Raw genomic sequence first — 25,454 nt, 5'->3', positions numbered from 1 at the left:
CAAGAGCGGCCATGTGCGCCCTCCGGCGCCGCGCCAGGAGGCTCTCGAGCGCGAGAGGTGCGGCGATGCCGAGGAGGACCAGCGCGAGTCCCGCGAGCTGTCGTCCTTCCAGGACCTCTCCGGCCACGAGCACGCCCAGGAGCACGCCGGTCACCGGGTTGAGCAGGCCGATGAGGCCCACCGTGCCCGAGGGCAGGTGCTTCAGCGCGGCGAACCACGCGACGTTGGCGAGGGCGGTCGCGACCAGGGTGAGGTAGCCGTAGGCGGCCAGGCCCGCGCCGTCGACGACGGGCGGCGGGCCCTCGACGACGATCGCGAACGGGATGAGCGCGAGGCCGCCGAAGACGAGCTGCCAGGCGGTGGAGGGCAGGATCCCGACCTCCCCGTTCCAGCGCTTGGCGAGGATGAATCCGACCGAGGACATGGCCATCGCGGCGATCGAGGCGATCACGCCTCTCGGGTCGACGGAGGTCGCGGTGCCGAGCAGCATGAGCGCGACACCGCCGATGCCGACGAGGGCGCCGAGCATTCGCAGGATCCCCGGACGTTCGCGCAGGATCGCCCATGCGGCGACCGCGATCGCGACGGAGGAGGTGGCCATGATCGTCGACGCGATGCTCGTCGGCAGCAGCTGCGCCGCGGCATAGACGAGCACGAAGAACGCGCCGACGTTGAGGGTCCCGAGAACGGCGGACTTCCACCACCACGAGCCTCGGGGGAGGCGCCGGACCAGCGCGAGGAGCACGAGCCCGGCGGGCAGAGCGCGGATGGCCGCGCCCCAGACGGGGGCATCCGGGAGCCACTCGCGCGTGACGAAGTAGGTGCTTCCCCAGGCGATCGGCGCGATCATCGCGACGGCGAGCCATCTCCGATTAGTTTCCATGGAAGACACTATAGCTTCCTCGGAAGATATAGTGAAGGGGTGACGGACATCGAAGATCAGGTGACGCGGATCCAGCAGGCGTGGCGGCGAGAGCGTCCGGACCTCGACGTGACCCCGATCGGCACGATCGGACGGCTGCACCGGCTGGCGCTGGCGCTGACCGAGGAGCTCGTCGGGGTCTACCGTGCGCACGGACTGTCCGAGGGGGACTTCGACGTGATGGCGGCGCTGCGCCGTTCGGGGGAACCCTACGAGGCCAGTCCCACGGATCTCGCCGCCTCGACGATGATCACGAGCGGCGGGATGTCCAAGCGCATCGACAGACTCGAAGGAACGGGGCTCGTCACTCGCCGGGTCGGATCCGGCGACGCGCGAGGCCGCGTCATCGCCCTGACGGCAGAAGGCAGGGCGCTGATCGACGCCGCCTTCGCCGATCATGTCGCGAACGAGCAGCGGCTGCTGGCGATGGTTCCGGCGTCGGAGCGGGCGGCGCTGGAGGCGACGCTGGCCGGGTGGCTCGCGCACTTCGAAGCGCGCGACTGACGCCGGCCGGAGTGCTGCGGCTCAGCCGGAGCACTCCTGGGACTGCTCGGTGATGATCCAGTCGCCCGCGGGTCGCGTCATCACCACGGTGCCGCAGTTGCCCGTCGCGAGGTAGGTGACGAAGAGCGTCGCGTCGGTCGCGGTCTCCTGCTGCACGGAGATGTCGACTGCTGCATCCTGATTCAGGGCTCGATAGAGCTCCGCCGAGACGACGATCATCTCGTCGCAGCTCGAGACGCGGATCGGGCCGCGCTCATTGAGCTCGGCAATCATCCGTGTGGCGAGCTCGGGGGAGAGGGCTGCGCACGACGCCGCGGCGTCGGGGATGCGCGATGTGTCGAGCCAGGCGCGGAACGCGTCGGCGGCGCCCTGACGCGGGGGCGCCGTCTGGGCCGCAGGCTCGGGATCCGTCGATTCGGCCTTCTGCACCGTGACGCCGCTGGGTGCTGCGGTGTCATGCGGGCTGTCCTCGATCGGGTTCGCCGTGCATGCGCTCAAGAGGAGGGCTGCGGCCGCAGCGATTCCGATCAACGCTGCGACGCGTCCGTTCCGATATATCACTGTTCAACCCTCGCACGTCGAGACGGACGGCGCGAGCCGCCGCGGCGGTCTTCAGCCCGCGTTCACCGCAGACCGGACCAGACCGGGAAGTCGGCTCGCCCCCCAGACGAGCGCTCCCGCCGCGCCCAGGACGGCCAGCAGCCCGAATCCCGTCAGCGCGATCGTGCCGGCGCCGCGCTCGGGCAGGAGGAATCCGTAGGGCACCCATCCATCCGTGGCGCCCCGCACGAGGACCACCACGAGCCAGAGCACGGGGTAGGGAGCCAGGATCCACAGACGGGACCACCGCATCGGCCCGCGGTCGCCGATCAGCAGCCAGTCCAGCGCCAGGAGTGCGGGGAACACGATGTGCAGAGTGACGCTCACCCAGGGCGGAGCGGATCCGGTCCCCGGAACCAGCCCGTTGTAGATCACCGCGACCAGCAGCATGCACGCGGTCGCGACTGCACGAGCCTCGACCAGCCAGCCCGGCACCGCTCGGCCGGCCATGCAGCGAGCCCCCACCAGGATCAGGACGACCGCGGTGAGCAGGCTCGTCAGATTCGTGAAGAAGCCGAAGTAGTCGAACGGGTTGAACCCGTTGACGGCTCCGCCCTGAAAGAAGGTGAGGAACAGGATCGCGATCACCGCTGCGCCCTCGACGAGGCGCACTGCGCCGACGACTCGCGCGCGGTGGGGCGGCGCGGGCGTCGTCATCATGGTGCGACGATACCGGGTCCTCGGGACCGGCTTCCGGGAGGGGGACGACGACCGTGTTCGAGGTGTTCGTGCCGCCGAGCAAGGTCATTTCTGTTCCTCGCGTCACCTTCACGAGGGAACGAACTCCTTCTATGAGGCAGGACGGTGGTGACTCGGCCACCGCGACAACTGGGGAGTAGATATGGAACAGCTCGGCAACGAGAGCCCGAAGAGAGCTCTTTCGCGGCGCACGGTCGTCAAGGGGGCGGCGTGGTCGCTGCCGGTCATCGCCGCAGCGGTGGCGGTGCCCGCGTACGCGGCATCGACCAGCGTCGTGATCGATCCGGAGGGCCAGCCGGTGCCGACCGGCGTCTGCACGCCGCTGGGCGTCATCAGCTTCAAGATCACCAGCAACGGCGCGCCGGTCGCCGGCCAGGCGATCATCGTCACGCTGCCGCCGGCGGCGCCGTCCGGTCAGTCCTCGTTCCACTGGGACGACAATTCCACCGCACCGAAGACCTTCACGTCGGATGCGAACGGCATCGTCGACCTCACGAACCGCATCGTGACGAGCTCCACGCCCGGTACCTACACGGTCCTCGGCCAGGTCGCCCCGAACGGCGCGACCTCGAGCATCCAGGTCATGGTCTCCGGCGTGTGGATCGGCGCATCCCAGGGCTACGTCGGCACGGGGATGCACGCGGTCTACAAGAACACGCCCGCGGACCTGAGCAACCCTGGCACGCCCGACTACTACTCGTACTGCGTCGAGCACAACGTGACGGCGAAGCCGAACATGGCGGCGACGACGGGGGATCTCTCCGCATTCCTCGGCGCGAACTACCTCACCGGGAGCGCCGACATCTACAGCAAGGTGCTCTGGATCATCCAGAACAGCTACCCGGGGGTCACTCTCGCCGCGTTGACCGCGGCCGTCGCCGCCAACGCTGCCGCCGCCGGACGCCCCTTCACGACGCCGCTCAGCGCGAACGACGCGATCGAGGCGACCCAGTACGCGATCTGGCGCTACACGGACCTGACGTTCGATGCGAACTGGAGCTTCGAGACGCCCAACTCCGCGGCGGTCTACTGGTATCTCATCGATCAGATCAACGCGGGCAACCGCGGTGTCCAGAGCGGCATGACCGGCCTGATCACGGCGGAGCCGACGACGGTCTGCTCCACGCCGACCGGTGGCAACCACGCGCAGTGCCAGATCCTGGTCGTGCCGGCCTGATCTAGCGCGCATCGCAACCGCGATGGCGGTGCCACCCGGAGTCTTCCTCTGGGCGGCACCGTCACCGCCGGTCGGATCCTTCCCGCTGCGAAGATCCGGATGAGCCTCGTTCCTGGGAGGGATCGTGGACGGTCGTACCGACGCCGAGCTCCTCGCCGCATTGCGCGGCGGTGACAAGTATGCGTACGCGGCGCTCTGGGAGCGGCACTCCGCTGCCGCCCAGCGCTATGCGCACCGCCTGTCCCCGTCCCGGGCGGAGGATCTGGTCTCGGAGTCGTTCCTCGCGATCTACCAGCAGGTGACGACGACGGATGCAGGACCGCAGTTCGCGTTCCGGTCGTACCTGAAGACCGTGATGCGCAATGCCGCGATCCGCTGGTCCAAGGAAGCCGATCGGCTCGTCCTCACCGACGATCTCGAAGGCGTCGATGAGCGCGATGCGCTCAGCATCGCGGAGTCCGACAGCGACGCGGGGGACGTGCTCGCCGCGCTGCAGGCGCTGCCGGAACGATGGCAGCGCGTTCTGTGGCTGGCCGAGGTCGCGGAGGCCGGGCGCCCCGAGATCGCGCGCGAGCTGAAGATCAAGCCCAACGCGGTCTCGGCTCTGCAGCGCCGGGCGCGGACGGGGCTGAAGTACCAATGGCTGACCCTCCAGGTCCCCGCGGCCCTCCGCAATGACGAATCCCATGCCGCGCGGCTCTTTCCGCAATACCTGACGGAGCCCGCGAACCGGGCGGTCTCCGCCGAGGTGAACCTGCACGTCGCCGAATGCGCAGACTGCCGTGTGCTGCTGCACGAGACGCGGGGTGCGGCTGCGCGCGTCGGCGGTGGCACGCTCGCAGTGCTGCTGGGCACGGCGGGGATCGGCGCGGCCACGGCGACGCTGTCGTCGGCGACGACGGCCACCGCGCTCGCTGTCGTGGCCGGCGCCGGAGCCGTGGCCTGGGCGATCGGCGGGGGAGTGGCCGCCGTCACCGCGGGGGGCCTCGTCATCACGTCGTTCTTCACCGTGGGTCCCGCGGAAGCCGTGCCGAAGCCGACACACGTGCAGACGGCGCCGGCCGCCCCGCAGGCTTCTGCTCCTTTCGTTCCTGGTCCCTCCGCCGCACCTCCGGTGATCGTCGAACCGGTCGGGCCGGAGGTCACGTCGGGGCAGATCGATCCCGCCGATCAGGCCATCGGTCTGACCGACGATCCTGCGCACTTCATGCCGGGGTACCAGCCGCGCCCTGCTGCCGCGAGCGGCGTGCCGGACCCCGCGCCCGCGTCGGGACCGGGCACTCCCTCCGAGCCGACCTCGACGCCGACGCCGTCGCCATCGCCCGGCCCAGGAAACTCGACGCCGTCCCCCGGCATCACCAGCCCGACGGCCTCGTCCGCCTACATCTCCCCTGTCATCACCGGCAAGACGGCACCGGGCACCCAGGTCGCCATCCAGCTCGCCACGCGGCGCTACAGTCCGACCGTCGCGCCAGACGGCTCCTGGACCTTCGACAGCCGAGGACTCGAGCTCGGTGCCGGATCGTACGCCTACCAGGTCTGGGCCTACACCGATGCGTCGTCATCCCCTGCCGTCGACGGCACGTTCACGGTGCTCCCGCTCGAGGTCTCCGGATTCGAGAACGTCACCGGATTCGAGGACCTGACGGTGACCGAGGCGAAGACGACGGGACTCGTCGTGGAGTTCAGAGGCCCGCCCAGGGGTGTCGTCTATGTGCAGACCATGGAGGGCAACACCGGCCTCGTCGCGCTCGACGACAACGGCTATGCGAAGCGGCGACTGCTGGTGAACTCGTACGGCTGGTACTGGTTCAACATGAGCTACTTCGACCCGGATGGTTACTGGGGTCCGATCTGGGAGCACAACCTCGATGTCTACGATCCCGTCGCCGTCTACGATCCGATGGGTCCTGCCCCGGAGGACATGACCTTCTCCTTCGTCGTCCCCTGATCCCGTGCCCCGCGACCGGGCGCGCGAGTCGGCGCAGCCTGACCGAGCCCCCAAGCCCCGGCCGACGTGCTCGCCCAGCCGCTTCCCGTCGCGGGAGGCTGCACCGACAGGATCAGCGGGGTCGGGGGAGGACTCCGCATCTCCTATGGACAAAGGAGCGCCTGAGGACGAAAAGGTGACGCGGCGGGCGACGCGCACATGGATGCGGGGAGGAGCAGAACGCTCCTCCCCGCATGTCCTCCAGTCGGTCCAGGCCGTCCTTCGGCTCGGCCGCAATGAGGTGGCGGCGAGCGCGAAGTCCGGGTGGGGACTCGATGAGCATGAGACCTGGGACGACGGCTGCGTTACCCCCGTAGCCGCCTGGAAGTCGGGCGTGAAGCCGTTCGCTCATCGGCCCGCCCATCCTGTCAAGGTGCTCCCGCTGCGGGAATGGCCGAAAGTCTAGAGATCACTGGACTTCTGGCCAGGACGCGCCGTCGCGAGGAGCGCCGTCTCCTCAGACGAGGGGGAACTGCACCTCGAGGACCCACGCCTTGTGCACGGAACCGACGGTGAGCTCGCCACCGAGCTGGTGCGCCCGCGCCGTCATCCGCATGATGCCGTAGCCGCCGGAAGGGAGCACATCTCGTGCGGCCTTCGTCGCCAGCGGGCTGCGCACGGACATCCGCACGGTGCCGGATGTGACGCGCACGGTGACCTCGACCGCCCCTCGGCCGCCGTGCTTGAGCACGTTGGTGATCGACTCGCGCGCGATGCGGGCGAGTGCCGCGTCGATGACGCGGGGAACGCGGGGGTCCGCGGCATTTCCGTCGAGGAGGAGCGTCGCCCCCACGCCGTGCAGCTCCGATCGCGCGCTCTCGAGGGCGTCGGTCAGGCTCTCACGAGGCGCCTCGGCCAGCACCGCGGGGCCCTTCGCCTGTTCGACGACCCGGCGCAGATCCCCGAGGGCCTTGTGCGCGGCATCGCGGATCGTCTGCTGGGACTGTTCGCGGAGCTCCTCGTCGATGGGCTGCTCCAAGACCCGGGTGTACATCGCGATGACGGTGAGGTCGTGGGCGATGACGTCATGCAGTTCGTCTGCGATCCTCTGCCGCTCGGCGAAGGCGGCCTCCTGTTCGGCCAGATGCTGCGCGCGCAGACTCTCCTGGAGGCGCCGCTCGCGCGCGGAACCCACGGTGAGCAGATAGCCGACTGCTCCTGAGACCGTCGCCACGACGAGTGCTGCGGCGACGTTGGTCAGCGTCAGGCCCGGCACCGCGAAAGTGGCGGCGGCTGCGCCGGAGAGCAGGAAGCCGCCGACGAAGGCCACCAGCAGCGGCCTGGTTCCGGTCCTCACGACACAGCCCATGGCGACAGCCAGGGCGACGATCGCCGCGCCCTCGTTCGCGACGGCGAAGGAGACGCACATCGCGGACAGGAGCATGACGACGGCCAGGAACGGCGACCACGCGAAGAGGGCGAACACCGCGGTGAGGGCGAGCTGGAAGATGGAGGAGACGAGATCGTCCGCGGGGGAGACGATCACGAGGACAAGGCTGATGACGACGCCCGCGGAGGTCAGGGCGAGCAGCGTCAGGCGTTCGGCCGTCACGAGCGGCGTGGACGCCCCGAGCCGGAGCAGCCGAGCGACCCGATGGGCCGGTGGCGACGGTTCGGAAGACATGGCCCTCATTATCGCGGGCCGTTCTCCCTGCGCCGTGAAGGTCGCAGGTGAGGCGCTGACCCACCTCGCCTGCGACACCACCACTAGTTGCAGACGCCGAACGTCTTGCAGAGCCAGTCCCAGATTCCGGTGTAGGTCGAGACGATGAACATGGCGCACTTCCTTCGCAGATTTGAGCCGGGCGTCGGGTCGCTCGGTCGGGTGTCTGCATGCTGATCCGTACGGGAAGTGCGCACATTGGACCATTGGCCAGCCCTGCCCAGACTTCTGGCCAGTCCTTTTCTGACCTTCGGAGAGCACGCGCGCGCGTAGTCTCGGAGAATGACCTCGACGACCGCGCTGATCGCCGATGACGATCCGTTGGTGCGGCGAGCTCTCGCCGTGTTCCTGACCACGGCGGGCATCGACGTCGTGGAGGAGTCTCCGGACGGCGCTCACGCGATCGCGGCCGCTCGGCGCCTGCGCCCGGACGTCGCTCTGGTGGACGTGCAGATGCCCGGCGTCGACGGCGTGGCGGCCACTGCAGGGATCATCGAGCACTCGCCGGACACGAAGGTCCTGGCGATCACGACGTTCGGGTCGATCGAGTCGATCATGCCCATGCTCCGTGCGGGAGCCTCCGGCTACCTGCTCAAGGACACCGATCCCGAGGACATCGTCGCCGCCGTGCACGGAGTGCTGGCCGGCAACGGCGTCTTGTCTCCGCGGGTCACCACCCGGCTCATCGCCTCGATCCGCGAGGTCTCGACGCCGGCCGTCGAGCCGCTCGCGGAGTTCGAGGTGCTCTCAGACCGGGAGGTCGAAGTGGTCCGGCTCCTCGCTGCGGGCCTCTCCAACGCGGAGATCGCCCTGGAGATGCACGTGTCCGAGGGGACCGTCAAGGCCCACCTCGGCAACATCATCGCGAAGTGGGGCGTCCGCGATCGCGTTCAGGTGCTGATCCGCGCCGCCCGTTCCGGGCTCGTCTCCTTCACCTGAGCGCCCGGCCATCCGTCTCATCGGTTTGGACGATCGTCTAGCGATGTCTGCACCTTCGTCCTAGCGCCTGGTGCCGCGCGCTCGCGACGATGAATGCAGGCGCGTTCCCGTTCGCGCCATGTCTGCATGTCTTGACGAGACCGACACCTGATCGAGTGTCGTGAGACCGTGCCGCAACGAGGAGATGACAGATGACCGACCCTCGACATCAACTGAAGTCGGCGACGTTCGCCGCGATCGGTCTCACGGCTGTGCTCGTCCTCACCGGGACAGCCATGACCGCGTACGCGCTCGTCGGACTGGAGCGCGGCTCCAGCCTGTTCACCGCGACACTCTTGTGGGCGCAGGTGTTCCTCATGGCCGGCGCCGTCATCGGCGTGGGCGCCGTGTTCCTGAAGCTGATGTGGCCGGCCGCGAGTCCCGCGGCATGATCGCCGCTCTGAGAAGGATCCGTCTGCTCTGCGGGCTGATCGCGGTCGGAGGTTTCGCGATCATCGGAGTGAGTCATCTCGTGGCGCTGCTCACGCACGCGCCGGGAAACGGGTTCCTGGGCGCCGCGGAGCCTGCCGTCTTCATCGTCGCGTGCACGCTGGTCGTGGCCGCGGTGATCTCGATCCCCTACCTCCGTGAGACGACGCACCCCGGTGGATCCAGGGGATCCGCGGCCACGAAGAGCCCGGTGACCCGCCTCAGCGAGGACAGCCTGCGATGAGGCAGCTGTCCGAGTGGTTCAGCTTCAACGGCTCGGTCTCTGTGCCGGTGACGTGGCAGGGGTGGGCGACGCTCGGCATCGCCATCGCGGCGGTCGCGGGCGCGGCCTCGCTATGCGTCCTGCTCGCGGGCGGCTCGGTCTTCCACTGAGACCGACGTCTGGCGCAGCAGCGCTCCTGGCGCTGCTCGTCTATATACTCTCCTATATAGATTCGGCGAAGGAGGAACCATGGCAGTCACATCCATCGACATCAACCCTGACGAGTTGAAGCAGGCCAAGGAGCTCGCCGGCACATCTACCAACCGCGAGACTGTCGATCTCGCACTGCGCACGCTCATCGCCGTTCGTCGCCAGCCTGCCGCCGTCGAGCGCATCATCGGCCGCACGTTCGCCCCGGAGCAGATCGACGCTCCCACGATCGCACCGGCTGCGGCGCGTACATGACGACGTACCTCGTCGACAACAGCGTCTGGCAGGGGGCGGGCTCGAGCAGAGCGATCGCCGACAAACTGCGATCGCTCTCTCCGAACCACCTCATCATCACCTGCCCTCCGCAGGTGCTCGAGTACTGCCATTCCGCGCGGGATCCTCACGAATACGCGGAGCTCCGGGAGGACATGGACGAGCTCCTGCCGGCGTGGGAGCACCCCGATGAGCAGGACGCCCTCGACATCCAGCAGGCGCTCTGGGAGAGGGGACTCGTGCGCGCGGCCGCAGCGTTCGACTGCCTGATCGCCGCCTACGCCGTCGCCAACGATGCGGTGATCCTGAACTCCGATCACGACTTCGGATACATCGCGCTCGCGACCGACGGAAGGGTCCGGCAGGAGTACATCGCGGCCTGATGGCCGCGAGCGAGACGGGGCCGAGCATCCGCGATCGCCGATCCCGTCGTCCACATCCCGCAGGGCAAGCGCGATAGGTTTGAGGCGTGTCGAGTCCCGAGTCAGACAGGTCAGGGGTTGACGGTCCCACCGCCAGCCCCTTGAGCCGCTGATCACGACGCCCACGATCTGAGTGGGCCGATGTCTGGACTGCCCCTGGGCGCCGGCCGTGGTGACGAGATGGACCATCTCCTGATCACTCACCTCGGAGCACTCGATGCCTTTTGCCCTCTATCTGCTTGCCCTGGCGGTCTTCGTCATGGGAACTTCGGAATTCATGCTGGCGGGACTGCTGCCCGCGATCGCAACCGAACTCGACGTCTCGGTCGGCACCGCCGGCCTGCTGAACTCGGCGTTCGCGGTCGGCATGGTCGTCGGCGCGCCCGTCATGGCGGCGTTCGCTCGCCGCTGGCCGCCTCGGCTCATGCTGATCGTCTGCCTTCTCGTGTTCGCGGGGAGCCACGTCATCGGCGCGTTGACACCCGTGTTCTCGCTTCTCCTCATCACCCGGGTGCTCGGCGCTCTCGGGAACGCCGGATTCCTCGCCGTCGCGCTGAGCACGGCAACCACCCTCGTGCCGGCGGACCAGAAGGGACGTGCCCTGTCGATCCTGCTGTCCGGCACGACGATCGCCACCGTCGCCGGCGTCCCCGCGGGGGCGCTGCTCGGTACCGTGCTCGGTTGGCGAGCGACGTTCTGGTCGATCGTCATCCTGTGCATCCCGGCGGTCTTCGGGATCATCCGGGGCATCCCGCGCGATGTCGGTCAGGCCGCGGCTGGTGGGTCCGCGCTGCGGCTCCGTGCGGAGCTCACCGCGTTGGCGACGCCGCGGCTCATCCTGGCGATGATGCTGGGCGCGCTGATCAACGGTGGCACCTTCGCGGCGTTCACGTTCTTCGCACCCGTCGTGACAGGGACAGCCGGTCTGGCTGAAGGGTGGGTTTCCGTCGCACTGGTGATGTTCGGCATCGGCTCGTTCCTCGGGGTCACTATCGCCGGGCGGCTGTCGGATCGACGACCCAGGGTCGTACTCGCCATCGGCGGGCCGCTGCTGCTGACGGGCTGGATCCTCCTGGCGTCGGTCGCATCGCATCCCGTTGCGCTCTTCGTGCTGCTCCTCATCCAGGGGTTCCTGTCCTTCGGCGTCGGCAGCACCGTGATCACGCGTGTGCTGTACGCGGCGTCGGGGGCGCCGACCATGGGCGGTTCGTATGCGACCGCAGCCTTGAACGCGGGAGCCGCAGCAGGGCCGGCGCTGGGCGCGATCGGGCTGACGACGGGCGCGGGGCTGTCCGCACCGATATGGATCGCCGCGGCTCTGACAGCGGTCGCTCTTGTGATCATGTGCTTCGCCGGCCGGGTGCTCATGACGACAGCGAGTGAGGCCAGGGAGTAGCTCACTCGATGCGAGATGGCAAAGCCGGTCGCGGCGATCTTCCAGGACGGAATGTCGCCGATGCCGGATCCCCGCTAGGAGCGGATCAGGAACTCCACACCGTCCGGGTCGCGGAGGATCATCGCTCCGGTCGGGCCCGCGCCGATCAGCGTGGCACCGAGGGACGTCATGCGCTCGAGCTCGTCCGGGAGCTCGAGCGGATCGACCGCGAGCACGAACACCTGACGTGAAGGGTCGCGCGCGGGGTCGACCTGATCGCCGCTCCAGGCCAGTTTCGTGCCGCCGGCGGGTGACTGGATGGCGGTCTCCTCGTCCTGGTCCCAGACAAGGGGCCAGCCCAGCGCATCGGACCAGAACCGGCCGGAGGCTCGTGTCCCTTCGCAGGTGGCTTCGCCGAGCGGCCCGCACCCGTCCAGATACCGGTTCTGATCCTCGATCACGCAGAACTCGTCTCCGGTCGGGTCGGACATCACCGCGTAGCTGCCCGCAGGGATGTTCCCGCTTCCGAGCCGTCGGCCGCCGGCGTCCTCCGCCGCCGCGATCGTCTCCCGTTGCGTGCGGTCGACCCGGCTCAGATGCAGGTGCACGCGGTTCTTGAGCGGAGAGTGCGCGCCACCCCGACCGAACCGCAGACCCACCTGTGTCGGCGTCCCTGCCAGCAGGATGCCGTCCGGGTCCTCCAGCGGAGAGCGCTGGAGCATGGTCGTCCAGAACGTGGCAGCGCCGGAGGGATCGGTGCCGCGGAACATCACGGATTCGAGTTCCAGCGGCATGGGTCGAGCGTAGCCTCCCGCGGAATCCGCAGGACCCGCCTACCCGTCGGAGAGGCGTGCGTACGCGTCACGCACGGCCGATCGAAGGAAGCTGTCCGGCCAGAGATCGTGAAGCTGTCGCCCCAGGCGGACATCGGAGGGAGCGACACCCGCGTCGTGAGCGGCTCGGATCTCATCGGCAACGGCCTGCAGCTGTGTCGCCTGCGTCTCGACGAAGGCGCGATCGACGGCGGATCCGTGCCCGGGCACGATCACGTCTGCGGAACGGATCTCCTGCAGCAGGCCGCGGAGTGCTCCCGGCCACTCGAGCGGAAAGGAGCCGGATCCGAACATCGGAGGGCCCGATTGCTCGATGACGTCGCCGAGGAACCACACCCTGGCGTCCGGGACGAGGATCGCGAGGTCGGTGTCGGTATGGCCCGGCGGCAACGGCAGAAGCTCGACGGCCCGTCCGCCGGGTTCGATGCGCAGCGGTGCGTCGACCAGCATCGTCGGCGCCGTGAGCTCGACGTCGGCCCACTGCTTGTCGGGCTCGGACTCGGGCTGATTCCGGACCTTCTCGAGCCGGCGCTCCTCGTGCCGGGCGAAGTGGTGGGGAATCCGGTGGTGCCCGTAGACCGGGATGCCCCGGGCGACGAAGACCTGGTTCCCGAACGTGTGGTCGTAGTGCGCGTGCGTGTCGACCGCGGCGACGACCGGGAGCGAGAAGTCCTCGGCCACGTCGCGGAGGATCTCCTCCGCCTCGGCGGGATTGCCACGGGTGTCGACGATCACGAGCCCCGTGGGGCCGACGACCACTCCGATCGAGATGTCGAGCGGCTGGTAGCGGCGCTGGAAGACGCCGCTGCCGACACGGATCCAGTCATCGTTCATGTGCGGATGCGCCTTCCCCCGCGGGGCGCGGGGCGAATGCCCAGGCGACCATCTCCCGAAACTCCTCTCGCCAGAAGGGGTCTCCGTGGGCTCCAACACGCTGGCGGGAGACGACATCGGCCCCCGCGCTACGGCGAGCCTCCGCCCAGCGGAGGGCGTTCTCCCGGAAGAACGGCTCGTCCCTTCCGAACACGAAGTATGTGTTCGGCAGCGGGGGCAGCAACGTCGATGACGGCCGGTACCCGCCACCGGGCGAGGCGCACAGAACGGTTCCGTAGATCTCTGGATGACGGATCCCCATCGCCAAGGCAAGCTCACCGCCGGCGGAGGCTCCGTACACGGCAGTACGTCGGCGTGGGAACGACACGTCGAAGCGCTTTCGCACCCAGGCCTGCACCTCATCGACGAAGAAGGACTCGTGCGCCGCAAAGAGCTTCGGATCGAACGAGAACTCGGCGTTGCTCGTACCCGCCACATACTCCTGGATCCGACGAACTTCGTCATCGACGCGGTGGGTACCGATGACAAGCACCGGAGGCAGATTCCCGGTTTCCAACAGGCGCCCCCAGGGCGCGGTCAACTGGCCATCGGCTGCGTACACGACAGCGGCAGGCGCAGACGCCGGAACATACGCACTCACCCGCCGTCCGCCGTCGAATCCCAAGGTCTCCGTAACGAGCGACCCAGAGGACAAAAGCATGAGCTCAGTGTCCGGCGGCCGTCATCGGTCGTCAAGCCGTAACGCGGCCCCAGAGGCGCGAGGTCCTTCCGTCTTCACTCGTCGGACCGGCGCAGCACCGGCACAGGTTCTGCGGGAGAGGCGTTTCGTCTCGCTGTGCTCGCTCAACGACCGGATGCGGAGCATCGGCGGAGCGGGGTTGATCCCGAGATCACCGGAAAAAGGCGAAACCCCCGCGATGTAGAAGCTACGCGAGGGTTTCTAGGGTGATTGTAACGATCACCCTTGTGGCTCCGACGGGCGTCGATCCGTGACCTCGTTTTCAGTTGGATGCAGCGGGGTCGTGGGTACTCCTTAGTCGCCGTCTGGCGCGAGATTCCGCGGAAGTCGTCGTGGTCGGCCGCGACTGGTTTGGGGTCGCTTCAGTGGGGCAACTGGCGCGAAAGACAACTGCCCATGTTTGGTTCCCGCGGATCAGCTGCTTGGGACGCGGAGGATCTCAGCTTCGATGGTCGCCCTTCGCATTTGCGCTTCCAATAAGAAGCCTCGACACGATGCTCACCGCGTGTTCCATGTCGCGACGCTCTATCTCCCCTTCCCCACCGCCATGGACCATTGCGTTTCGGTAAGCGCGAAGGCGCGCAATAAGTTGACGTTCGCCGTACGCAATCAGTGTCCCTTCCTTCTCGGCCTTCACCCATATTCGTTCCTGTAGTGAAGTTGAGTTCAATTGAGAAATTGCGAACTCAATTCTCTTCGTCTGGGCATCGTTGAGGCCTGTTATAGCACGGCGGCGGAGCGCTCGGAGCTCAGTCTTCCGAAACGGTGGAACGCCTGCGACATCTGCCGCGTAGTACTCCAGTGCTTCCCAGAGGGCGGAGACTCGCAACGCTGTCGGTAGTTCTTCGTTCGCGGCTCGTCTAAAAGCTGCATATGAGTTCTGGCTTTGCCAATCCCTCCGTGGAGCTGGCGTATTGATCAGCGCATCGGCAACAGCTGGAAAATCTGGATGCGAAGTGCTTCGCAGATCCCGTAGCCAGCTGCGGTGGGATCGAACTCCGGTTACGAGGACCGCGGGCGCGAGGTTTGGTTTGCCGCGAAAGTTCGCTCGTGTAAATTGCTCAACGGGCCTTTGGTTACGCGCCGAGCTCCCGTTGCGCAACAGGACAACCAGCCAATCAATCGAGCTGTTGATCCTCCGGAGGCCCGCTTTCTCAGCGTCTGACATCCAGCTTTGTGCATGGACATAAGTGACGGCCAATGCTCCCGCTTCGGCATACGTCTTCTGGAGATGGTCGAGGGCCTCTCCATGCTGGACAAAACGCGCCTCCCAATCACGGCTGAAGGGGATCAAGCGAACATCGTTCGCAATTGGGATTGGGGCCCCAATATCGCAGCCGACGATGGGGACTGCAATTTCGAAAAGTTCGGCGGCTGGATGGAGACTTGTGTCAATTTGGATTCGCTCACTTGCGAACCCAGCATCGCGTACAAGCATTTGCATGAGATCTGGTGGCGGCACATTGTGTGTTGCCCAGGGCGCTACGCCTTGTTCACGTAGTTCGGTCATTCCGAAGAGATTTAGGGTTAACCGGTTCCCGGTCCTCGTTGCATCTGTAATCGTGCCTGTGAAAACGGGGTCTGTGTCGTTGTATCGAAGTGCATCGACGCGAGCCATGAAATCGAACTGTGGAAGAGGTGCGCCTTCGAGAATGATGATCGCGCTTGGCACTCGTTCATGCTCGGTGATCTCCAGCCTGGTGACAAACTCCGTTAGGTCCACGTCGCCGCACCGAACCGTCACTCTTGGTTGGGCGATTCTGCTTTGAAGAAGCGGGTCGAGCTGAATCGGCTCTGAGGTCATGACTCCTCCGAACGGGTTAGCCGCACCTCAGCTGCGCTCATTGCGGCGCTCAAGCACTGCACCATCAGGGCGGCGATTGCGACTGTGATGGGTAGTGAAGGTGGCTCGCTGTTCCTCCCATTCACTAGTGCTCGGGCTTTCGGCGCCATAGCCATGAAAGCGTCGAGAGCCGCCTGTCGCTGCGGGGGATGCAGAGTCTCGGGGCGCTCGTCCCAAGCGTCAAAGGCATAGAGTGAATAGGTCAATGTAGCCTCAGGGAGACCAACCACGGATGCGCGTTGGGCGCATTCGAGCCAAACTTCATGTGCAGGCCGTTTCCACTCGGATTGGATGCCCATATTTCCTGCATCAGAGGCGGGTATCGCTTGTCCGACTCGTAGCAATAGACTTGCGCCGTCTCTGAGCATTGTGAAGCCGCCCGACGTCCACCAGTAGTCCAACCTGGCCTGGTCATCAGTGATGATGATTTCTGCCGATGTGGGCTGGGATAGGGTGTCAAGTGAATGCGTCAATGCCTCGAACGCCGCGATGTATCCCAGCCTGAATGCCAGTGGGTCGTCTTCGTCCAGCGCGGCGAGGATTTCGGGGCCGGGCGGCCATGTGATGGTTGACTCATCGTCTGAGCTGTCAATTCTAGCCCATTCGGATGAAATTAATGCGAACCATTGATCGAGATCATACGCGATGGATTCATCTGTGATTGCTTCGGCGAGAGCGCGGGACCATCTGCGCTCAGTCTTTCGCGCGAGTGTTGTCGAGGTGAGAAACAGTCCCACGAGATCGAGCGCTTCCCATGTCGGAACGGCAGCGAGATGATCTTCAGATATGGGTGGCTCGGGGTTTCCTTCTGAACCTGCGTGCGTGTCTTGCTGTTGCTCTGGGAGGATCGGGGGCGGAGCGTCGATCTCGGCGTCAATGTCGGGCTCACGTTGGGAGCGCGCAGGTGCTGGCGAATTGCTCCCCGGAATAGTTGAGGAGACATCAATCGCGCGGGAAATCGCAACTGACAAGAGCGGCAGATCGGGGAGGGATAGATCTTGGATCTCGATTCCTTGGGTGCCATCATCGTTTGGGCTGATCCGAAGTAGCGCGGGAAACCCGAGTGCCACTTCAGCTGCAAGGCGCTTAATGACGAGCACGGCCGAGGATACCTCGTGGGAGACCGCTCGTAATAGTGAGTATTGGTAAGCGTGCGCGGCGTTCGTGAACTGAGAAACGCCTTCGTTGAGGGTGATACCTCCGTCACCGGGGATCCCAAGCCATTTCAGAGCGGTGGGAGTGAGTATCAACTCTTTGCGAACTTGCCCAGGCCGACTGCTTCGTGCTTCAAGCGTCACCAGGGGTGTAGAATCGACCAGCGATCGGGAGCGCATTCCGCGCGACAGATTGATCCATTGGCTGCCGCCCTTCGCTTCGACATCTTCGGCGAGCATTGCAATCTCTGGTGGGGCAGCAGCAAATGGCTCGGAGTACAGCGACAGTGCGCGGAGTGCGGAGAACAGGGCGATATTGATCTTTTCGAGATGTATCGGATTCTCTGATGTGGCCACAGTGAGTTGTTGCCACGACTCAGCGAGGTCATTCCATTTCGATCCTTGCGTACACCAGTTGACTAGCCGAAGCGCAGCCTCCACTTCTGCATACTCCGCTTCGGAGAGTTCGCGAATGTGCTCCAATTTGCGCTCTCGACCATCGTTGATTACTCGTGCGACGGCCCAGCCCATGCCTGGACGTTCAGTTTCCTCAGTCACGCAAGGATCCTATGATGTGCGACGTGGTTTTCGGCGTCGCTACGTGCCGAGCCACCACGAGGGCGAGCGCGTAGACCTATCAAGGGTTTTGTGTTGTCCCCCAATCTCGCCGCCACTACGTGAACGATGTGACTCTTTGCGACGGGGCAATCCGCGACCGCGTGCTTGAACGGCATTGCAGCGCGGTGCCGTTCTGAACGTGCGTGCAGAGATCTCCAGTGGCGGTTCTTGGCTGGGCCTCGTATCTCTGCGCGGCTGAGGAGCGCCCGGACCGCACAGCGGAGTGAGGACCGGACGCACCGCAGGCGGCGCGGCCGGCCGGAGGCCGGCCTTGAACGAGTAAGAAGGTTGTCGCAGATCACGATTGCGGTTGTCGGTCGCCACCCTCCGTGGGTCGGCGAACAGCGCCGAGAGGAGAGCCTCGACGTCAGCACCGTGCGGGCCCGGACCGCCTCAGCGAGTGCTGAGGGTCGTGTGCAACAGGTCGTCGCACGCGCAGTCCGGCCCATTCGGCTACTGATTCTCCGACGGCTCGTTGGAGAATCGCCCGGCAGGCTGCTAGACAGCGGTCCGACTACCGGCGCGGCACCGGCACAGGTCCTGCGGGCGAGGCGTTTCGTCTCGCTGTGCTTGCTCGACGGCCCGGGGCTTCGCTTGCTCGACGACCAGGGCTTCGCTCGCTCAACGACCGGAGGCGGAGCGGGAGTTGATCCCGAGATCACCAGGGAAAAGACGAAACCCCCGCGATGTAGAAGCTACGCGAGGGTTTCTGGGCTGATTGTAACGATCAGCCTTGTGGCTCCGACGGGCGTCGATCCCGTGACCTCTCGATTTTCAGTCGAACGCTCTACCAACTGAGCTACAGAGCCGCACAGACCGGAAGGTGGAAGCTTCTGACCTGCGTCCTAGACGACAGGCCTTTCCGAAGAAAGGCCTGTCGCTTGGAGCGACCCTGACGGGACTTGAACCCGCGACCTCCGCCGTGACAGGGCGGCACGCTAACCAACTGCGCTACAGGGCCAGAACTATGAAATTGTATCGGAAAGAGTGACCCCAACGGGATTCGAACCCGTGCTACCGCCGTGAAAGGGCGGCGTCCTAGGCCGCTAAACGATGGGGCCGGAGGCGAACCTCGGGGGTTCCCTTGCCGACGCTCAAGCATAAGGGGTTTCTGAGGCAAAACACCAATCGAGAGCGCGTCGTTCTGGATCCCGGGCGTGTCCGGGATCAGAATGAAGAGTGGTCCCGTCCCGCCGTGAACGCACGATCAGCAGATGACGATCCGAAGAATTCCCGATCCCGAGCGGGATCCGAGGGTTGCGAAAGATGCTGATGTTGTTAGTGTGACATGAGTGAAACCGGCGAAAGGGAGCCGCGTGAACCATCCGAACATCGAAGACGCCCGCCGACCCGGACAGGCGTCGCTCGTTCGGCGTGCCCGCGCGGCACGCCAGGGACGCCGTCGCAGCGGCGCCGTGCTCAGCATCGCCACCGTGGGTGCGCTGATCCTGGGCCTCTTCCTCGGCGCCCCTGCCGCATACGCCGACGACTACCCCAGCTGGGACGACGTGCAGGCGGCGAAGGCCAACGAGGACGCCGCCGCGAACGAGGTCGGCCGCATCCAGGGTCTCATCGCCTCGCTGACGCAGAACGTCGCCGACACCAAGGCTGCGGCCGAGGCCGCCGGCAATGAGTACTTCGCCGCGCAGCAGGCGCTCGACGCGCAGGCCCGACGGCTGGCGGATCTGCAGGGGCAGGCCGACACCCAGAAGAAGGTGGCGGACGACACCGCCAGCAAGGCCGGCCAGATCGCTGCGCAGCTCTCGCGCGACGGCGGCGACACGACGGCTCTGCAGCTGTTCTTCTCGAAGTCGACGGCCAACACCGACGAGCTCCTGCAGCGCCTCGGACAGATGGACCGCGTGCTCTCGGGCACGCAGGCGATCTACGACAAGGCCCTCGAGGCGAAGAACACCGCACAGTCGCTGACGGACCAGGCCACCTCGGCCAAGGTCGAGCGCGACCGCCTCGCGAAGATCGCCGAAGAGAAGATGCAGAAGGCCCAGGCCGCGGCCGACGCCGCTGCCAAGGCTCTCGCGAACCAGCAGACGTACCTCGGTCAGCTGCAGGCGCAGCTCGCTGCCCTGCAGGACACGACGGCCAAGACCGTCGCCCAGTACCAGGCCGGTGAAGCGGCCCGTGCCGCTGCAGAGGCCGCTCGTCAGGCGCAGCTCGCTGCTGAGCGTCAGGCCGCCGAAGAAGCAGCCCGCCAGAACGGCGGCGGCGGGGGCGGCAACAGCGGAGGCGGCTCGGTCGGAAGCGGCGGCTGGGTCCGTCCGTTCGGCGGCTATCAGTCCTCCGGCTACGGCTACCGCGTGCCCGACTGCGACGTCTGGGGCTGCTCGTCCAGCTTCCACGCGGGCGTCGACCTCGCCGACGGCAGCTGCGGCTCGCCGATCTTCGCGGCGCATTCCGGCACCGTCGTGTACGCCGGCTGGAACGGCGGCTACGGCAACTACATCAAGATCGACAACAGCGACGGCACCGGCCTCGCCACCGGCTACGGCCACATCCTCAACGGCGGCTACAACGTCAGCGGGGGAGATTGGGTCAACGCCGGCCAGGTGATCGCCTATGCGGGCAACACCGGCGGATCCTTCGGCTGCCACCTGCACTTCGAGGTCTACCAGTGGGGCAGCACCATCAACCCCATCAACTTCATGGAGAACCAGGGCGTCTACATGGGGTGATCCCTCGGATCCTTCACCAGAAGACCCCCGGGCCGCTGAGCGGCACCGGGGGTCTTCTGTTCGTCTGCGTCCGAAGGCTCAGTGACCGTCGTTCTTGAAGCGCTCGATGGCCTCGTCGAGGATCCGCTGCGCCTCGGCGGCGTCGCCCCACGCGTCGACCTTGACCCACTTGTTGGGCTCGAGGTCCTTGTAGTGCTCGAAGAAGTGCGCGATCTCCTTCTTCGTGTACTCGGCCAGGTCGCCCAGGTCCTGGATGTGCGACCAGCGCGGGTCCTTGCTCAGCACGGCGACGAGCTTGTCGTCTCCGCCGGCCTCGTCGCTCATCTTCAGCACGGCCACCGGGCGCACGTTCACCACGACGCCGGGGAAGATGGCCTGGTCGAGCAGCACCAGCACGTCCAGCGGGTCGCCGTCCTCGCCGAGCGTGTTGTCGAAGTAGCCGTAGTCGGCGGGGTAGCCGAAGGTCGTGTAGAGCACGCGGTCGAGGTGCACTCGTCCGGTCTCGTGGTCGACCTCGTACTTCACGCGGCTGCCGCGCGGGATCTCGATGACGGCGTCGTGTGCGCCCATGCGTGTACTCCTCAGGAAAGACGGTTGGATGCCGCGCACCAGCCTACTTGCGCACGCCCATGAGCGCCCGTCGGCGTCGGGGAACGGCGAGGAGCGAGCGCAACCCGGGTAGCGTGAGAGCGTGCCGTCCCTCTCTCCCGCCGTCGCCGAGATCCGCCGCGCCGTGCGCGCCGCGCTGGCCGCACTGCCCGAACCGCCGACCACGGTGATCGTGGCGCTCTCCGGAGGCGCCGACTCCCTGGCGCTGGCTGCCGCCACCGCATTCGAGGCGCGCGCCGCGGGCATCGGTCTGCGGAGCATGACGGTCGACCACGGGCTGCAGGACGAATCAGAGCGCGTCGCCGCCGAGGCCGCGGCGAAGGCTTCGGCGCTCGGCATCGAGGCGTTCGTGGAACGGGTCGTCGTCGCAGAATCAGGGGAGGGGCCTGAGGCCGACGCGCGGGCCGCCCGCTACGCCGCGCTGCGCCGGGTCGCGCAGGCCGAGGATGCACCCGTGCTGCTCGGCCACACCCTCGACGACCAGGCGGAGACCGTGCTGCTGGGGCTGTCCCGCGGATCCGGCGCCGGCAGCCTGCAGGGCATGGCGCCCGTGCGGATCGATGACGACGGCACGACCTGGATCCGTCCGCTCCTCGCCGTCCGGCGCGAGACGACGCGTGCGGCGTGCGCTGCGGAAGCACTCGAGCCCTGGGACGACCCGCACAACGCCGATCCCCGCTACCTGCGCGTGCGGGCCCGCGAGCGTGTGCTGCCGGTGCTGGAGGCCGAGCTCGGGCCGGGCATCGCCGAAGCGCTCGCCCGCACGGCCGAGCAGCTGCGCGAGGACGCGGAGGCGTTCGACGAGATGATCCACGAGACCATCGAGGACATCGTGGAGCACGCCGAAGCGGGGATCTCCGTCAGTGCCGCGGCCCTCGCCGCGAATCCGGCAGCACTGCGCAACCGCGTGATCCGCCTCGTCGTGCAGAGCGAGTTCGGCGTCGGCCTGACCCGCGCTCAGACCGTGGAGGTCGCGCGCCTGGTGACCGACTGGTCGGGCCAGGGTCCGATCGATCTGCCGGGCTGCACCGCCGCCCGCGCCGGCGGACGGATCGTGTTCGCCGCGCGCTAGGTGCGGGAGCTGGGGTCCGTGGATCCCTGGATCCGGCGGAACCGCGTCCGCGAGTGCACGGGTTGCTGTCGAGCGCACTGCTTCTTGACGCGAACAAGCCGCGCGCTCGACAGGATCCCGTGTGCTCGGCGGGATCCGCATCCGCCCCGAATACGACGAGACGCGGCTCCCCGGGGGAAGCCGCGTCTCGTGGTGGTCCTACTTCTTGCCGCCGAGAAGGCCGCCCAGCAGGCCGCCGATGTCGATGCCGCCCGCGCCGCTGGCCGAGGAGCCCTGCTGTCCGCCGCCGAAGAGGCCGCCGAGCCCGCCGAGGATGTCGCCCAGGCCACCGCCGCCCGAGGCCGAGCCCGAGCCCTGCTGCTGACCGCCGCCGAAGAGGCCGCCCAGGAGGTCGCCGAGACCGCCGCCGCTGCCGCCGGCCGAGCCCTTCTGGCTGTTCGCGATGAGCCCCATCACGATCGGGGCGAGCATCGGGAGCAGCTTGCCGAAGTCGATGCCGGCCGTCTTCTGGTCGCTCGTCAGGGTCTGCGCGACCTGGTCGGCGTTGTCGCCGAACACGTGCGAGACGATCTTCTGACCATCTGCCTCGTCGATGTCGTCGACCGACGCCGCTCCGGAGAATCCGTCGTGCTTGGCGAGAGCCGCCTCGATCGCGGAGGATCCCTCCTCGGTCTCGGCGTTCTTGGCGAGGCCTCCGAGCAGCGCGGCGCCGCCCTCCTGCACCGCCTGCCGCGCGACGTCCTCGCTGACGCCGAGCTTCTGGGCGATGTCGCCGATCGGCACCTGCTTGAGGATCTCGTCGATGTCCATGGGACTCCTTCCGTCCGCGGCGGGGGCTCGGTTCCCCCAAGCGCCACCCCGCCTCTCCGCTCACAGTAGCGGGCGCAGGACGCCTGCGGGAGAGCGGATCCGGTCGCGTAAGATCGTTCCATGCGCGCTGCGGACATCCCCGAAGACCTGACCGAGATCCTCGTCACCGAGGAGGAGATCCGCACCAAGCTCGATGAGCTCGCCGCGCGGGTCGCCGAAGACTACGCGGGCAAGGATCTGCTCCTGATCGGCGTGCTCAAGGGCGCCGTCATGGTCATGGCCGACTTCGCCAGGGCGCTGCCGTTCTCGGTGCCGATGGACTGGATGGCGGTCTCGAGCTACGGCGCGAGCACCAAGTCGAGCGGCGTCGTGCAGATCCGCAAGGACCTTGACACAGACCTGCACGGCAAGCACGTGCTCATCGTCGAGGACGTGATCGACTCCGGCCTGACCCTGAGCTGGTTGCTGGAGAACTTCGCCTCGCGCGGCGCCGAGTCGATCGAGGTGCTCGCGCTGCTGCGCAAGCCCGAGGCGGCCAAGGTCGAGATCGACTGCAAGTACGTCGGCTTCGACATCCCGCCGGAGTTCGTGGTGGGCTACGGCCTCGACTACTCCGAGCGCTACCGCAACCTGCGCGACGTCGCGGTGCTGGCGCCGCACGTCTACGCCTGAGCGACGGCGGAGAGAGCCGCGCCGCCCTGAACGAGCGGAGCGAGACGAAGGGTACGCCGTGGGCGAATCCCCAGGGGGGCGCTAAGTCTCTCGCGCTACGCTGATCTGATCATGGATGTCAAGAAGATCACGCGCAGCTGGCTCACGTATGTGGTGCTGATCGGTCTCTTCCTGGTCGGCGGGTTCCTGCTGATCTCGAACCTCGGATCCTCCTCGCAGGTGTCGACCAAGGACGGGCTGGACCTGCTCAAGGGCGGGACGGTCACCAAGGTGGTCAACACCGATGGCGACCAGCGCGTGGACATGACGCTGTCCAAGCCGTACAAGGGTGCGGACAGCGTGCAGTTCTACTACGTCCAGGCCCGCGCGGCCGAAGTGGTCAAGGCGATCGACGACGCCGCGCCCAAGGACGGCTACAACGACGCCGTGCCGAAGGCGAGCTGGTTCGACGGCTTCCTGTCGATCCTCATCCCCATGGTGCTGCTCGGCCTGCTCTTCTGGTGGCTGCTCTCCAGCGCCCAGGGCGGCAACAGCAAGATCATGCAGTTCGGCAAGTCCCGCGCGAAGCTCGTGAGCAAGGAGAACCCGACGGTCACCTTCGCCGACGTGGCGGGCGCCGACGAGGCCATCGAGGAGCTCCACGAGATCAAGGAGTTCCTGCAGGATCCGGGCAAGTTCCAGGCGATCGGCGCGCGGATCCCCAAGGGCGTCCTGCTGTACGGCCCTCCCGGAACCGGAAAGACCCTGCTCGCCCGCGCCGTGGCCGGCGAGGCAGGCGCCCCGTTCTACTCGATCTCCGGATCCGACTTCGTCGAGATGTTCGTCGGCGTCGGCGCCTCCCGCGTGCGCGACCTCTTCACGCAGGCGAAGGAGAACGCCCCCGCGATCATCTTCATCGACGAGATCGACGCCGTGGGCCGGCACCGCGGTGCGGGCCTCGGCGGTGGCAACGACGAGCGCGAGCAGACGCTGAACCAGATGCTCGTCGAGATGGACGGCTTCGACCCGAACGCGAACGTCATCGTGATCGCGGCGACGAACCGCCCCGACATCCTCGACCCCGCGCTCCTGCGCCCCGGCCGCTTCGACCGGCAGATCGGCGTGGATGCGCCCGATCTCAAGGGTCGCCAGCACATCCTCGAGGTGCACGCGAAGGGCAAGCCCCTCGCGAACGGCGTCGACCTCGAGGTCGTCGCCCGCAAGACTCCCGGCTTCACCGGCGCCGACCTGGCCAACGTGCTCAACGAGGCCGCCCTGCTGACGGCGCGCTCGAACGCGCAGCTCATCGACAACCGGGCACTCGATGAGGCGATCGACCGCGTCATCGCCGGACCGCAGCGACGCACCCGCGTGATGAAGGACAAGGAGAAGCTCATCACGGCGTACCACGAGGGCGGTCACGCGCTCGCGGCGGCGGCGATGAACTACACCGACCCTGTCACCAAGATCACGATCCTGCCCCGCGGCAAGGCCCTCGGCTACACGATGGTGCTCCCGCTGGACGACAAGTACTCCGTCACCCGCAACGAGCTGCAGGACCAGCTCACCTACGCGATGGGCGGCCGCGTGGCCGAGGAGATCGTGTTCCACGACCCGACCACGGGCGCCTCGAACGACATCGAGAAGGCGACGTCCATCGCCCGCAAGATGGTGCTCGAGTACGGCATGACGACCGAGCTCGGACCGGTCAAGCTCGGTACCGAGGGCGGCGAGCCCTTCGCCGGCCGCGACATGGGCCGCGGGCGCGAGTACTCCGAGACGATCGCCGAGCGGGTGGACACGCAGGTGCGCGCCCTCATCGAGCAGGCGCACAACGAGGCGTACGAGGTGCTGAGCGCCAACCGCGACATCCTCGACAAGCTCGCGCGCGAGCTGCTCGAGAAGGAGACGCTGGACCACAACCAGATCGCGGAGATCTTCACCGAGATCCGCAAGCTCCCCGAGCGGCCGCAGTGGCTCTCGAGCGAGGACCGTCCGGTGTCGCTGCTGCCCCCGATCGACATGCCGCAGCGCGTCGTCGAGGTCGGCACCGCGGCGACCGAGGCGGCCCAGCCGTCGACGGAGCGCCGGCCGGGCACCGCGGGTGGCGGGAAGCCGCGCCCCGCGACGGCCTGA

General features: G+C 67.1%; 24 protein-coding genes, 3 tRNA genes and 1 pseudogene. 14 read left to right on the top strand and 14 right to left on the bottom strand.

From position 1 onward, the window contains the following. Window positions 1-73: 73 nt before the first annotated feature. Window positions 74-850, bottom strand: a pseudogene (locus CQ044_RS09780) (EamA family transporter); the annotation flags it as partial. A gap of 72 nt (window positions 851-922) precedes the next feature. Here CQ044_RS09780 and CQ044_RS09775 point away from each other — a divergent pair. Continuing rightward, entirely contained in the window at window positions 923-1,426 is a 504-nt protein-coding gene (locus CQ044_RS09775) for a MarR family winged helix-turn-helix transcriptional regulator (RefSeq protein ID WP_105688280.1), read from the top strand. 21 nt (window positions 1,427-1,447) lie between these two features. Here the strand turns inward: CQ044_RS09775 and CQ044_RS09770 are convergent, their stop codons facing one another. Together CQ044_RS09770 and CQ044_RS09765 are read right to left on the bottom strand one after the other, a co-directional pair. Continuing rightward, complete coding sequence (locus CQ044_RS09770; protein ID WP_258133236.1) at window positions 1,448-1,924, bottom strand: hypothetical protein; 477 nt, start codon at window positions 1,922-1,924, stop codon at window positions 1,448-1,450. 114 nt (window positions 1,925-2,038) lie between these two features. Continuing rightward, window positions 2,039-2,686, bottom strand: coding sequence for a Pr6Pr family membrane protein (locus CQ044_RS09765; RefSeq protein ID WP_105688278.1), 648 nt, complete (start codon window positions 2,684-2,686; stop codon window positions 2,039-2,041). 181 nt (window positions 2,687-2,867) lie between these two features. Between CQ044_RS09765 and CQ044_RS09760 the strand changes: the two genes are divergently transcribed. After that, on the top strand, window positions 2,868-3,902 hold the full coding sequence (locus CQ044_RS09760; RefSeq protein WP_105688277.1) for a thioester domain-containing protein: 1,035 nt from the start codon (window positions 2,868-2,870) through the stop codon (window positions 3,900-3,902). Between the two features lie 124 nt (window positions 3,903-4,026). Next, a complete protein-coding gene (locus CQ044_RS09755; RefSeq protein WP_105688276.1) occupies window positions 4,027-5,853 on the top strand; it encodes an RNA polymerase sigma factor in 1,827 nt (608 codons plus the stop codon). Window positions 5,854-6,349: 496 nt separating this feature from the next. On the opposite strand, the gene CQ044_RS09750 is transcribed toward CQ044_RS09755, so the two are convergent. Next, window positions 6,350-7,516: a sensor histidine kinase gene (locus tag CQ044_RS09750; RefSeq protein ID WP_105688275.1), complete on the bottom strand. Its 1,167-nt coding sequence runs from the start codon at window positions 7,514-7,516 to the stop codon at window positions 6,350-6,352. 321 nt (window positions 7,517-7,837) lie between these two features. Here CQ044_RS09750 and CQ044_RS09745 point away from each other — a divergent pair, with 321 nt between their 5' ends. The 7 genes from CQ044_RS09745 (at window position 7,838) to CQ044_RS09720 (ending at window position 11,486) form a co-directional block, all read left to right on the top strand. After that, on the top strand, window positions 7,838-8,494 hold the full coding sequence (locus tag CQ044_RS09745; protein ID WP_181158264.1) for a response regulator transcription factor: 657 nt from the start codon (window positions 7,838-7,840) through the stop codon (window positions 8,492-8,494). 191 nt (window positions 8,495-8,685) lie between these two features. Then, window positions 8,686-8,925 (top strand): hypothetical protein, encoded by a 240-nt coding sequence (locus CQ044_RS09740; protein WP_045272706.1) that lies wholly within the window; start codon window positions 8,686-8,688, stop codon window positions 8,923-8,925. Continuing rightward, window positions 8,922-9,206, top strand: coding sequence for a hypothetical protein (locus tag CQ044_RS09735; protein WP_146116776.1), 285 nt, complete (start codon window positions 8,922-8,924; stop codon window positions 9,204-9,206). The genes CQ044_RS09740 and CQ044_RS09735 overlap by 4 nt, the downstream gene beginning before the upstream one ends. Then, on the top strand, window positions 9,203-9,355 hold the full coding sequence (locus CQ044_RS19565) for a hypothetical protein (protein ID WP_181158263.1): 153 nt from the start codon (window positions 9,203-9,205) through the stop codon (window positions 9,353-9,355). The genes CQ044_RS09735 and CQ044_RS19565 overlap by 4 nt, the downstream gene beginning before the upstream one ends. A 79-nt stretch (window positions 9,356-9,434) precedes the next feature. Further along, window positions 9,435-9,650 carry a type II toxin-antitoxin system VapB family antitoxin gene (locus tag CQ044_RS09730; RefSeq protein WP_045272708.1) on the top strand — a complete coding sequence of 72 codons (216 nt, stop codon included), beginning with the start codon at window positions 9,435-9,437 and terminating at the stop codon, window positions 9,648-9,650. After that, a complete protein-coding gene (locus CQ044_RS09725) occupies window positions 9,647-10,051 on the top strand; it encodes a PIN domain-containing protein (protein WP_105688273.1) in 405 nt (134 codons plus the stop codon). Before CQ044_RS09730 ends, CQ044_RS09725 begins: the two co-directional genes overlap by 4 nt. A gap of 256 nt (window positions 10,052-10,307) precedes the next feature. Next, window positions 10,308-11,486: a Cmx/CmrA family chloramphenicol efflux MFS transporter gene (locus CQ044_RS09720; protein ID WP_105688272.1), complete on the top strand. Its 1,179-nt coding sequence runs from the start codon at window positions 10,308-10,310 to the stop codon at window positions 11,484-11,486. 74 nt (window positions 11,487-11,560) lie between these two features. Here the strand turns inward: CQ044_RS09720 and CQ044_RS09715 are convergent, their stop codons facing one another. The 8 genes from CQ044_RS09715 to CQ044_RS09690 form a co-directional block, all read right to left on the bottom strand. Then, a complete protein-coding gene (locus tag CQ044_RS09715; protein WP_219844951.1) occupies window positions 11,561-12,259 on the bottom strand; it encodes a VOC family protein in 699 nt (232 codons plus the stop codon). Between the two features lie 39 nt (window positions 12,260-12,298). Next, on the bottom strand, window positions 12,299-13,132 hold the full coding sequence (locus CQ044_RS09710; RefSeq protein WP_181158262.1) for an MBL fold metallo-hydrolase: 834 nt from the start codon (window positions 13,130-13,132) through the stop codon (window positions 12,299-12,301). Next, window positions 13,122-13,832, bottom strand: a complete 711-nt coding sequence (locus tag CQ044_RS09705) for an esterase family protein (RefSeq protein ID WP_105688270.1) — start codon at window positions 13,830-13,832, stop codon at window positions 13,122-13,124. Before CQ044_RS09705 ends, CQ044_RS09710 begins: the two co-directional genes overlap by 11 nt. A 478-nt stretch (window positions 13,833-14,310) precedes the next feature. Then, window positions 14,311-15,675, bottom strand: coding sequence for a hypothetical protein (locus CQ044_RS19435; RefSeq protein ID WP_146116775.1), 1,365 nt, complete (start codon window positions 15,673-15,675; stop codon window positions 14,311-14,313). After that, window positions 15,672-17,426: a hypothetical protein gene (locus CQ044_RS19430; protein WP_146116774.1), complete on the bottom strand. Its 1,755-nt coding sequence runs from the start codon at window positions 17,424-17,426 to the stop codon at window positions 15,672-15,674. The genes CQ044_RS19435 and CQ044_RS19430 overlap by 4 nt, the downstream gene beginning before the upstream one ends. A 796-nt stretch (window positions 17,427-18,222) precedes the next feature. Next, window positions 18,223-18,295, bottom strand: a tRNA-Phe gene (locus CQ044_RS09700). A 78-nt stretch (window positions 18,296-18,373) separates the two neighbouring features. Next, window positions 18,374-18,447 (bottom strand) — tRNA-Asp (locus tag CQ044_RS09695). A 27-nt stretch (window positions 18,448-18,474) separates the two neighbouring features. Continuing rightward, window positions 18,475-18,547: transfer RNA gene (locus CQ044_RS09690), tRNA-Glu, on the bottom strand. A 255-nt stretch (window positions 18,548-18,802) separates the two neighbouring features. Here CQ044_RS09690 and CQ044_RS09685 point away from each other — a divergent pair. Beyond that, window positions 18,803-20,176 carry a M23 family metallopeptidase gene (locus CQ044_RS09685; protein WP_258133235.1) on the top strand — a complete coding sequence of 458 codons (1,374 nt, stop codon included), beginning with the start codon at window positions 18,803-18,805 and terminating at the stop codon, window positions 20,174-20,176. 78 nt (window positions 20,177-20,254) lie between these two features. On the opposite strand, the gene ppa is transcribed toward CQ044_RS09685, so the two are convergent. Then, window positions 20,255-20,746, bottom strand: coding sequence for an inorganic diphosphatase (gene ppa, locus CQ044_RS09680; RefSeq protein WP_105688269.1), 492 nt, complete (start codon window positions 20,744-20,746; stop codon window positions 20,255-20,257). Between the two features lie 121 nt (window positions 20,747-20,867). Between ppa and tilS the strand changes: the two genes are divergently transcribed. Then, window positions 20,868-21,857 (top strand): tRNA lysidine(34) synthetase TilS, encoded by a 990-nt coding sequence (gene tilS, locus CQ044_RS09675; protein ID WP_105688268.1) that lies wholly within the window; start codon window positions 20,868-20,870, stop codon window positions 21,855-21,857. A gap of 198 nt (window positions 21,858-22,055) precedes the next feature. On the opposite strand, the gene CQ044_RS09670 is transcribed toward tilS, so the two are convergent. Next, complete coding sequence (locus tag CQ044_RS09670; protein WP_105688267.1) at window positions 22,056-22,667, bottom strand: DUF937 domain-containing protein; 612 nt, start codon at window positions 22,665-22,667, stop codon at window positions 22,056-22,058. A gap of 120 nt (window positions 22,668-22,787) precedes the next feature. Between CQ044_RS09670 and hpt the strand changes: the two genes are divergently transcribed. Together hpt and ftsH are read left to right on the top strand one after the other, a co-directional pair. Next, complete coding sequence (gene hpt, locus CQ044_RS09665; protein WP_105688266.1) at window positions 22,788-23,339, top strand: hypoxanthine phosphoribosyltransferase; 552 nt, start codon at window positions 22,788-22,790, stop codon at window positions 23,337-23,339. 111 nt (window positions 23,340-23,450) lie between these two features. Beyond that, window positions 23,451-25,454, top strand: coding sequence for an ATP-dependent zinc metalloprotease FtsH (gene ftsH, locus CQ044_RS09660; protein WP_045272720.1), 2,004 nt, complete (start codon window positions 23,451-23,453; stop codon window positions 25,452-25,454).

Source organism: Microbacterium sp. MYb64 (assembly GCF_002979495.1).
Classification (GTDB): domain Bacteria; phylum Actinomycetota; class Actinomycetes; order Actinomycetales; family Microbacteriaceae; genus Microbacterium; species Microbacterium azadirachtae_A.
The sequence above is the reverse complement of the archived record's forward strand: the minus strand, read 5'-3'. Positions and strand labels throughout refer to the sequence as shown.

Coding starts and splice junctions, on each gene's coding strand:
- CQ044_RS09765 (WP_105688278.1), bottom strand. CDS start 2,686: ATGATGACGACGCCCGCGCCGCCCCACCGCGCGCGAGTCGTCGGCGCA.
- CQ044_RS09760 (WP_105688277.1), top strand. CDS start 2,868: ATGGAACAGCTCGGCAACGAGAGCCCGAAGAGAGCTCTTTCGCGGCGC.
- CQ044_RS09750 (WP_105688275.1), bottom strand. CDS start 7,516: ATGTCTTCCGAACCGTCGCCACCGGCCCATCGGGTCGCTCGGCTGCTC.
- CQ044_RS09745 (WP_181158264.1), top strand. CDS start 7,838: ATGACCTCGACGACCGCGCTGATCGCCGATGACGATCCGTTGGTGCGG.
- CQ044_RS09740 (WP_045272706.1), top strand. CDS start 8,686: ATGACCGACCCTCGACATCAACTGAAGTCGGCGACGTTCGCCGCGATC.
- CQ044_RS09735 (WP_146116776.1), top strand. CDS start 8,922: ATGATCGCCGCTCTGAGAAGGATCCGTCTGCTCTGCGGGCTGATCGCG.
- CQ044_RS19565 (WP_181158263.1), top strand. CDS start 9,203: ATGAGGCAGCTGTCCGAGTGGTTCAGCTTCAACGGCTCGGTCTCTGTG.
- CQ044_RS09730 (WP_045272708.1), top strand. CDS start 9,435: ATGGCAGTCACATCCATCGACATCAACCCTGACGAGTTGAAGCAGGCC.
- CQ044_RS09725 (WP_105688273.1), top strand. CDS start 9,647: ATGACGACGTACCTCGTCGACAACAGCGTCTGGCAGGGGGCGGGCTCG.
- CQ044_RS09720 (WP_105688272.1), top strand. CDS start 10,308: ATGCCTTTTGCCCTCTATCTGCTTGCCCTGGCGGTCTTCGTCATGGGA.
- CQ044_RS09715 (WP_219844951.1), bottom strand. CDS start 12,259: ATGCCGCTGGAACTCGAATCCGTGATGTTCCGCGGCACCGATCCCTCC.
- CQ044_RS09710 (WP_181158262.1), bottom strand. CDS start 13,132: ATGAACGATGACTGGATCCGTGTCGGCAGCGGCGTCTTCCAGCGCCGC.
- CQ044_RS09705 (WP_105688270.1), bottom strand. CDS start 13,832: ATGCTTTTGTCCTCTGGGTCGCTCGTTACGGAGACCTTGGGATTCGAC.
- CQ044_RS19435 (WP_146116775.1), bottom strand. CDS start 15,675: ATGACCTCAGAGCCGATTCAGCTCGACCCGCTTCTTCAAAGCAGAATC.
- ppa (WP_105688269.1), bottom strand. CDS start 20,746: ATGGGCGCACACGACGCCGTCATCGAGATCCCGCGCGGCAGCCGCGTG.
- CQ044_RS09670 (WP_105688267.1), bottom strand. CDS start 22,667: ATGGACATCGACGAGATCCTCAAGCAGGTGCCGATCGGCGACATCGCC.
- hpt (WP_105688266.1), top strand. CDS start 22,788: ATGCGCGCTGCGGACATCCCCGAAGACCTGACCGAGATCCTCGTCACC.
- ftsH (WP_045272720.1), top strand. CDS start 23,451: ATGGATGTCAAGAAGATCACGCGCAGCTGGCTCACGTATGTGGTGCTG.